Here is a 9725-nt window from a genome sequence, read left to right as displayed (position 1 = left end):
TCCACTGGCTTATATATAGCGATTTTTATGTAAATTTGCAATGTATTAATTCGTTTTTAGGCTAATTGTGCGTATTTATGCAAAAAAATAACATCACAACCCAATATCGAGTAGAGCTGAAAGAAAAGATATTAAATATATCTATGCAGGAATTCCATAAGCATGGCATCAAAGCTGTGAAGATGGATGATATTGCTAATAAGCTTTTAATATCCAAACGTACTCTTTATGAGCTTTATGCTAATAAAGAAGCTTTGCTTTTTGAGGGTTTGAAAAAGATGGAAGAAGCCTATGATGAGCATATGATAGAGTTTTGTAGTTCGCCGGAAAATGGTGTTATGGAGATTATTATAGAATTCTATCGTATTCAGATGGCTAAGCTTTCAGAAATCAATCCGCTGTTTTTTGCGGAACTCCATAAATATACTAAGGTCATAGAGTATCTTGAAAGCAAACGAAGAGAGCGCAATTCTAAATCGAATGATTTTTTCTCTAAGGGTATAGCGGAAGGTTATTTTCGTGCAGATGCCGACTATGGAATTATACGTGAGATAGCCAATTATGCAGTACAAGGTATTATGGAGGAGAAACTTTATCAAAAATATACGCCTCAACGTGTCTTCAGAAATGCATTGCTATTGTTCATAAGAGGGCTTTGCACAGATAAGGGACTCATGGTTATAGATTCAAAGCTACATGCTTAATAAGCAGTCTCAATTAGATTAGAATTAATTATTATTATATTTATCTTATTGCAAGGTGCGAACAGCTATGCTGCTCGCACCTTGCAGTTTTACCGAAAAGCCAAGACAGCACTGTTGTCTCAGTTTTGCAGCGGATTCAATTCAACCTAAAGCTTTGACGACAGAAACTTTCCTGTCCAACTATCTTTACACTTTATAATTTCTTCCGGTGTTCCGGCACAAACCAATTGTCCCCCCTTGTCGCCCCCATCTGGACCAAGGTCGATGATGTAATCGGCACACTTGATAACATCCATGTTGTGTTCGATGACAACAATACTGTGCCCTCGCTCTATCAGAGAGTTAAACGATTTGAGTAATTTGTTGATGTCGTGGAAATGTAAGCCGGTAGTAGGTTCATCGAAAATGAACAATGAGGGGTCTTGCTTTTCCTGTCCTATGAAGTAAGCTAATTTTACACGTTGGTTCTCACCGCCTGAAAGCGTACTTGAATTTTGTCCCATCTTGATGTAGCCCAATCCTACTGACTCTAGTGGAGTAAGTCGGTTGACGATTTGTGTCTGTCCATATTGGCCGAAAAACTCAATGGCTTCAGATACTGTCATGTTGAGTACATCATCTATATTCTTACCTTGATACCGCACATCGAGTATGTCATGCTTGAAACGATGCCCATGGCAAGATTCACATTCGAGCACCAAATCTGCCATGAATTGCATTTCTACGGTTATAACACCTGCGCCCTTGCACTCCTCGCATCTTCCGCCGTCTGTGTTGAAAGAAAAATATTGAGGGGTAAAACCTAATTGCTTAGATAAGGGTTGATCGGCAAATAGCTGCCTGATGGCGTCGTAAGCCTTGACATAAGTGGCAGGATTGCTACGTGTACTCTTACCTATCGGATTCTGGTCGACGAATTCTACATGTTTAATAGATTTCCAGTCGCCTTCCAAAGCTGTGTATTCACCCGGCAATTCGGCTACTTCATCAAGATGACGCTTGAGGGCAGGGTAGAGGATTCCTTTGATAAGTGAGGACTTACCAGAGCCGGAAACTCCTGTTACGACAGTCAGAATATTCAATGGAATCTTCACATCGAGCCCTTTCAAGTTATTCATCCTAGCTCCCTTGATATCTATAGTTCTGTTCCAATGGCGCCTAGAACAGGGTGTGGATATTTGCTCTATCCCTGTAAGATATTTAATAGTGTATGATTCCGGATATTTTTCGAGTAGTTTCTGTGAATTGTCTTGAAGGCTGTCACTATTTCCTTCGAAAACAATCCGTCCACCATTGGTACCGGCATCTGGGCCAATATCAATAAGGTAGTTGGCTGCTCTAATCATTTCCTCATCATGTTCGACCACCATAACTGTATTGTTGAGCGACTGCAGCTCTTGTAAAACATGAATCAGTTTGTCGGTGTCTCTGCTATGTAAGCCGATGCTTGGTTCATCGAGAATGTATAGTGAGCCTACCAGCGAACTTCCTAATGAGGTAGTTAGGTTGATACGTTGGCTCTCACCACCACTTAAAGTATTTGATGTACGATTGAGAGTGAGATAGCCTAGCCCTACTTCTACAAGGAACGTGAGTCTGTTTTTGATTTCCGTCAGCAGGCGTTTACCGACTTCGGCATCGTGATTATCAAGTTTTAGATTGTCAAACCATTGCTTCAAATTCTTCACGGGCATCTCTACAAGGTCGGTTATACTCATGCCGGCAATCTTCACCCACGATGCTTCTTTCTTGAGTTTCGTGCCGTGACAGTCAGGACATGTCGTCTTTCCGCGGTATCTACTCATCATCACACGATACTGAATTTTGTATTGGTTTTCTTTCACCATTTGGAAGAAAGAGTCGATACAAACACGCTCGCTTAGTGGAAGCGACTGCTCAGAAGGTAGCCCATGCCATAGCATGTCTTTTTGTTTTTGTGATAGACAGTAATAGGGTTCGAAGATTGGAAAGTTGTCTTTCTGAGCCCGTTTACAAAATTCCTGCTTCCAAACACTCATCTTGTCACCATGCCAGCATTGCACGCAATCTTCGTATACGCTTAATGCAGAATTCGGAATAACTAATTTTTCGTCGATACCAATGACTTTTCCAAACCCCTCGCAAGTAGGACATGCGCCCAAAGGAGAGTTGAATGAGAACATATTATCATTGGGTTCTTCGAATTGGATGCCGTCTGCTTCGAACTTAGTAGAGAACTCATGGATGATATTTGAGGGTAGGAAGACCAACTTGCATTGCCCGTCTCCTTCGTACAAAGCCGTCTCTGAAGAGTCTATGAGTCTGGAAATGGAATCTTTTTCTGTTGATACGCTGAGCCTATCTATCACTAGATTCATGTCTGTAATGTCTAATGCGTTTTCTAATGTCGGATCATGATTAATCTTATCAAGTATATTATCAATCCTTTCTATCTCTCCATTCATAAAGAGCCGGGTATATCCTTCTTGCACACTCATTTCCAATTGCTTCACTAAAGTTCTACCTTCGATTAAATGGAGTGGGGCAAGAACCATAAATTTGGTCCCCTCTGAATATTGCTTTGTACATTCGACAATATCTTCAGGAGAATGTCTCTTTACCTCTTCACCGCTAATGGGTGAATAGGTGTGCCCGATTCTAGCATAAAGCAACCGAAGATATTCGTAGATTTCGGTCGAAGTGCCGACGGTAGAACGGGGATTACGAGCTATTACCTTTTGTTCGATGGCAATAGCGGGAGGTATGCCTTTGATGAAATCACATTCCGGTTTGTTCATTCTCCCAAGAAATTGACGTGCATAAGCCGATAGACTTTCTACATATCTTCGTTGACCTTCGGCATATAATGTATCAAAAGCCAGTGACGATTTACCCGAACCGGAAACACCGGTAATAACGATAAACTTATTACGTGGAATCTTTAGAGAGATATTTTTGAGGTTGTTGACTCTGGCTCCTTTTACTTCTATGAATTTATCCATAATGAAATGTGTTCCTTGATGATGGGAGGTGGAATGGTAATGGGGGGTAATGATTTCGCCATACCATAATATGATTCTATTTTGTGAGGGCGCTACCGCTTAGTTTTTGATGGTGTATGGCAGCCTTTTCTGCTGCAACTTTGGCGTATATGTTGTCTTTTGCTTCATCTGGTGTCATCCGCATGGTATTGCCTTTCTCGATAAGCTCTTTCACGACTTCGCCACCGATGATGAGTCCGGCAGCTGCCGGAACAAAGGCGTTGCTAGCTGGTATGCTACGTTTTGTGGAGGCATTCTCGCTTTCTTCAGTGAAATGGATGGTCTCGTCTTCAATTATCTTTAAAGGTTCTTCTTCACTATAGACTACTTTTAGATGCTGTATATTCTGTTTGCGAAGCTTTTTTCGGATGACTTTGGCTAAAGGATCCATCTTTGTTTGACTGATGTTTGCAATCTTAAAGGCGGTGGCATCTAATTTATTGGCGGCTCCCATGCTGGAAATCAGTGGAATTTGCAAGTCATGACATCGCCTGATTAACTCTAGTTTTGCAACAACGGTATCAATACAATCGACGACATAATCATATTTAGACAAATCAACAGTATCGGCATTCTGGGGTAAATAGAACATTTGGTGCTTATGTACGATGCACTCGTTATTGATGTCATGGATACGTTCTTCGGCTACATCTACCTTGGGTTTCCCTATAGTGGATAGCAGAGCATATAGTTGTCGATTAATATTTGTGATGGAAACAGTATCGTTGTCGAATAGATCTAGTTCGCCAACTCCACTGCGTGCCAGAACTTCAACTACGTAACTACCGACGCCACCAATGCCGAATACAGCTACACGACAACCGCATAAGGTATTAAGAGCAGGTAGCCCGAATAAGAGTTGAGTTCGTATGAATTGATTCTGCATAACGAAAATTTGAAATACAAAATTACGATTTTCTTGGAATAAAAGCTGTGAAACCCAGTAAAATGTATTATTTTTGCACATAATTTAATGCAAAAAATCGAATGGATAGTAACCAACTTTCTCCATTGAGAAAAACTATTGTCGGAGTACAATTTCTTTTTGTCGCTTTCGGAGCGACTGTTTTAGTTCCTTTATTAGTCGGGTTAGACCCATCCACCGCATTAATGACTGCCGGAATTGGTACGTTTATCTTCCACTTTGTGACAAAAGGTAAGGTGCCGGTGTTTCTTGGGAGCAGCTTTGCCTTTATTGCTCCGATTATCGCAGCGAGTAAGCAGTGGGGCATGCCGGGAACTCTTGCTGGTTTGGCAGGCGTATCTTTGGTCTATTTTGTCATGAGTGCATTGATTAAATGGCAAGGGAAAAAACTACTTGACCGATTGTTTCCTCCGGTTGTTATAGGCCCTGTTATCATCTTGATAGGACTTTCGTTGTCGGGTTCTGCGGTTAATATGGCAAAAGAGAATTGGATTTTGGCTTTCGTATCGCTTGTTACTGCGATTCTTGTATTAGCATTGGGACGTGGATTGTTGAAGTTGGTTCCGGTGGTATGTGGTATCATAGTCGGTTATATCGTGTCGATATTCATGAATGCGGTAGACTTCTCTGAGGTGCTATCTGCCCCATGGTTTGCTCTACCTCCTTCGATTGCGCATTTCCAAATGCCGCAGTTTGCATGGGAACCTTTCTTGTATATGATACCGGTAGCTATTGCTCCGGTGATAGAACATATTGGTGATGTTTATGTAGTTGGGGCTGTTGCACGTAAGGATTTCGTTGCTGATCCGGGATTACATCGTACGATGTGCGGTGATGGTTTAGCTTGTTTGGCGTCCGCATTCTTTGGAGGTCCTCCAGTAACTACGTATAGTGAAGTGACCGGAGCGATGAGTATAACTAAGGTTACAAGTCCGCAAGTGATTCGAATTGCAGCAACGACGGCCATTGTCTTCTCTGTAATAGGAAAATTAGCAGCTCTATTGCGTAGCATTCCCGCAGCGGTATTGGGCGGAATCATGCTACTTCTATTTGGAACAATAGCCAGTGTCGGTGTTCAAAACTTGATTCAACATAAGGTTAATTTAGATAAGACACGCAATATTATCATTATTTCTGTAACCTTAACGATGGGTATTGGTGGTGCTGTTTTATCATGTGGCAGTTTTGCTATTAGTGGTATTGGCCTGTCAGCATTGGTTGGTGTAATTCTAAATTTAGTTCTTCCGAATGATAAAGAAGAAGAAACGGAATCTGTGAATGAATAAGGAGTTTGATGTATATTGGAGTACCCATAAGAAAAGACTTATGGGTACATCTCCATTTCAAGAGGAGTGGAATGAAAGCAAACGCATGTCTACAGCCGGAGATTGGCTGTTATTGGCTTTCCCGGTTGTGGTCTTTGTTGCTTTTGTGTCTTCCGGATTGATTAAGAATGAACTCTTGAATTATGTCATAGGGGGTGTTTTATGTGGGCTTTCACTTGTAATTGGAGAGTATATAAAGCCTTATGTTACGGGTAAACGTTCTATCGGGGAGATAGAAAAAGATGCTAAGGAATATTATTTCAAGCAATATCAAGAGACTGGAAAGTTGCCTTAGATTAGATATAGATTAAATCGCTCATGATGTCGTCGCTGATATAAAGTCCCTTTTTAGTTAAGGATAGATGCTCATCCTCAATCATCATGTTGTTGTTTTGTAGATGTTGATGAGCATTATTCATTAGATATTGATATAATGATGAGCCATAATGTCGCTTCATATCGGTAAGATTGATGCCTTCTTTAGTTCGTAATGCTGTGGTAATCAAATCATTGTATCTTGTATGTGAATCTAAAGTTTCTTGCTCGTAAGCCAATCTTCCACTTTCAATGGTTTGGATATATGTGGTAAGGTTGCTTGGATTCCACATTCTATGTGTCTTGTTGTAAGAGTGGGCGGATGCGCCTAGCCCGATGTAAGGCACTTCATGCCAGTAGCTACTATTATGTTTGCTTCGGAATCCCGGTCGTGCGAAGTTGCTTATCTCATATTGTTCGTATCCTGATTTCTCTAGTTTATCAATTAATAGATTGTACATTGATAAACTTGTTTCCTCATCTATTTCATAGATTTTGCCTTGTTTTAAGAGTTGGTAGAGTTGTGTGCCTTCTTCATACATCAAGCTATAGGCTGATATATGTTCCACATTTAAGGAGAGAGCTGAGTCAATATCAATTTCCCAATCGGCAATAGTCTCTTCTGGAAATCCAAATATTAAGTCTATACTAATATTCTGTATGCCATGATTCCGAAGTGTTTCCACCGCTTCCATAGCCTGCTTTGATGTATGTCTGCGATGTAGGAAAGACAGTCTTTTATCTGAAAAACTTTGCACTCCCATACTAATCCTATTGACAGGTAGTCTTGTTAATAATGTAGTAAAATCTTCAGTAACATCATCTGGATTGCATTCGAGTGTTACTTCGGCATCTTTTCTCACATTATATATATTATATATAGATTTGAAAAGAGCTACTAGATTTTGAGAAGACAATTGACTTGGAGTGCCACCACCTATATATATAGTGTCAATGATATTCGCGTGTTTGCGTAGATTCATCTCTTCCGTAACAGCATGTATGTATCGATTCATCATATTGTTGTTGGTTGTACTGAAGAAACCACAATAAATGCACCGGCTTGCACAAAAGGGAATATGTATATAGAGTCCTGCCATAAATCTATGCAAAAATACTAATATGTTTTAAAACTTACATCCTTTTCGTGATTTTGTTTTGTTTGTTAGAATAAATATTCCTAACTTTATGGCCAAGTCAAAGGTGATGTATAGAATGATTGTCACCTCTACCATGAACAAAATATTACTAACACTTTAAATCTTTTGATATGAGAGTTTATCAGACAAACGAAATTAAGAACATTGCGTTACTTGGCAGTGCGGGTAGCGGCAAGACAACTCTTGCCGAAAGTATGTTATTTGAAGCCGGTATTATCAAACGTCGCGGAAGTGTTGATGCTAAAAATACCGTCAGTGATTATTTTCCTGTTGAATTGGAATATGGGTATTCGGTCTTCCCAACAGTATTTCATACGGAATGGAATAACAAAAAACTGAATATTATAGACTGTCCGGGTAGTGATGATTTTGTTGGAGGTGCAATTACATCTTTAAATGTTACCGACTTAGCTTTGATGCTTATTAATGGTCAATATGGTCCAGAAGTCGGTACACAAAATAATTTCCGGTATACAGATAAGTTGAAGAAACCGGTAATTTTCTTAGTTAATCAACTAGATTCTGATAAATGTGACTTTGATGCCATCCTAACTTCGATGAGGGATATCTATGGTTCTAAGTGTGTACAAATACAATATCCCTTACAGACTGGTACAGGTTTTAATTCATTGATAGATGTTCTGTTGATGAAGAAATATACATGGAAGCCTGATGGAGGACAACCTACAATAGAAGAGATTCCTGCTGAAGAGATGGATAAAGCCATGGAACTCCATAAGGCATTGGTAGAAGCTGCTGCAGAGAATGATGAGAACTTGATGGAAAAGTTCTTTGAATCTGAGACTCTTTCTGAAGATGAGTTGAGAGAAGGTATTCGTAAAGGTCTGATAACTCGTAGTCTGTTCCCTGTTTTCTGCGTGTGTGCAGGTAAAGATATGGGTGTTCGTCGTTTGATGGAGTTCTTAGCAAATGTTGTTCCTTTCGTCAATGAGATGCCAAAATTACACAATACGAGAGGTGAAGAAGTTGCTCCGGATAGCAATGGCCCTGCTAGTTTGTATTTCTTTAAGACCGGTGTAGAACCTCATATTGGTGAAGTGAGCTATTTTAAAGTGATGAGTGGCTCGGTAAAGGCGGGTGATGATTTAATTAATGCAGACCGTGGAAGCCGCGAACGTATAGGACAACTTTATGCATGTGCAGGTGCAAATCGTATTGCGGTAGACCAAATGCATGCTGGAGATATTGGGTGTACCGTCAAATTAAAAGATGTAAAGACTGGTAATGCTTTGAATGGCAAGGATTGTGAATGGAGATATGACTTCATTAAATATCCTAACTCAAAATATTCTAGAGCTGTTAAGGCTGTTAATGCACAAGATACCGAAAAGTTAATGGCAGCTATCTTGAAGATGCATCAAGAAGATCCTACTTGGGTACTTGAACAGAGTAAGGAACTTAGACAGACAATCGTGCATGGTCAGGGTGAATTCCATCTTCGTACATTGAAGTGGAGATTAGAGAATAACGAGAAGCTTCAGGTGCAGTTTGGTGAGCCTAGAATTCCTTATCGCGAAACCATTACCAAAGCGGCAAAGGCTGAGTATCGTCATAAGAAACAAAGTGGTGGTGCCGGACAGTTCGGAGAAGTTCATCTCATCGTAGAACCTTATGCAGAAGGAATGCCTGATCCTACAACTTATAAGTTTAATGGGCAGGAGTTCAAGATGAATATTAAAGGTAAGGAAGTCATTGATTTGGAGTGGGGTGGTAAACTCGTATTTATCAATTCTGTTGTAGGTGGTGCTATTGATGCACGCTTTATGCCTGCTATCCTGAAGGGTATTATGGATTGTATGGAGCATGGACCATTAACAGGAAGCTATGCACGAGACGTACGTGTAGTAGTCTATGATGGCAAGATGCACCCGGTAGACTCTAATGAACTTTCATTTATGTTGGCAGCTCGCCATGCTTTCTCAGACGCATTTAAGGTTGCCGGTCCTAAGATTTTGGAGCCTATATGCGACTTAGAGGTCTTTGTTCCAGCTGATTTCTTAGGTGATGTCATGAGCGATTTGCAAGGAAGGCGTGCCATGATTATGGGTATGGATAGCGAAGCAGGTTATCAGAAGCTGCAGGCTAAGATTCCACAGAAAGAATTAGCCAACTATAGTATCTCGCTAAGTTCGCTGACTGGTGGTCGTGCTTCGTTCACTACGAAGTTTGCTAGTTACGAACTTGTTCCGAATGAAATACAACAAACGTTGATAAAAGAGCACGAAGCAGAAATGGCTGCAGACGCTAATGATTAA

General features: G+C 40.4%; 7 protein-coding genes. 4 read left to right on the top strand and 3 right to left on the bottom strand.

The features are described from left to right. Positions 1-77: 77 nt before the first annotated feature. Entirely contained in the window at positions 78-704 is a 627-nt protein-coding gene (locus tag HMPREF3034_RS05445; RefSeq protein WP_062433862.1) for a TetR/AcrR family transcriptional regulator, read from the top strand. 146 nt (positions 705-850) lie between these two features. On the opposite strand, the gene uvrA is transcribed toward HMPREF3034_RS05445, so the two are convergent. Together uvrA and HMPREF3034_RS05435 are read right to left on the bottom strand one after the other, a co-directional pair. Then, positions 851-3685, bottom strand: a complete 2835-nt coding sequence (gene uvrA, locus HMPREF3034_RS05440; protein ID WP_062433857.1) for an excinuclease ABC subunit UvrA — start codon at positions 3683-3685, stop codon at positions 851-853. A gap of 76 nt (positions 3686-3761) precedes the next feature. After that, a complete protein-coding gene (locus HMPREF3034_RS05435) occupies positions 3762-4610 on the bottom strand; it encodes a tRNA threonylcarbamoyladenosine dehydratase (RefSeq protein WP_036900126.1) in 849 nt (282 codons plus the stop codon). 101 nt (positions 4611-4711) lie between these two features. On the opposite strand from HMPREF3034_RS05435, the gene HMPREF3034_RS05430 reads away from it, so the two are divergent. Then, positions 4712-5935: a uracil-xanthine permease family protein gene (locus HMPREF3034_RS05430; RefSeq protein WP_062433854.1), complete on the top strand. Its 1224-nt coding sequence runs from the start codon at positions 4712-4714 to the stop codon at positions 5933-5935. Continuing rightward, a complete protein-coding gene (locus HMPREF3034_RS05425; RefSeq protein ID WP_036900084.1) occupies positions 5928-6269 on the top strand; it encodes a hypothetical protein in 342 nt (113 codons plus the stop codon). Before HMPREF3034_RS05430 ends, HMPREF3034_RS05425 begins: the two co-directional genes overlap by 8 nt. 1 nt (position 6270) lies before the next feature. On the opposite strand, the gene hemW is transcribed toward HMPREF3034_RS05425, so the two are convergent. Continuing rightward, positions 6271-7389 carry a radical SAM family heme chaperone HemW gene (gene hemW / locus HMPREF3034_RS05420; protein ID WP_062433851.1) on the bottom strand — a complete coding sequence of 373 codons (1119 nt, stop codon included), beginning with the start codon at positions 7387-7389 and terminating at the stop codon, positions 6271-6273. A 170-nt stretch (positions 7390-7559) separates the two neighbouring features. Between hemW and HMPREF3034_RS05415 the strand changes: the two genes are divergently transcribed. Then, positions 7560-9725, top strand: coding sequence for an elongation factor G (locus HMPREF3034_RS05415; protein ID WP_036900090.1), 2166 nt, complete (start codon positions 7560-7562; stop codon positions 9723-9725).

The organism is Prevotella sp. DNF00663, assembly GCF_001553265.1.
GTDB lineage: Bacteria > Bacteroidota > Bacteroidia > Bacteroidales > Bacteroidaceae > Prevotella.
This window is presented reverse-complemented; position numbering and strand designations above follow the sequence as displayed.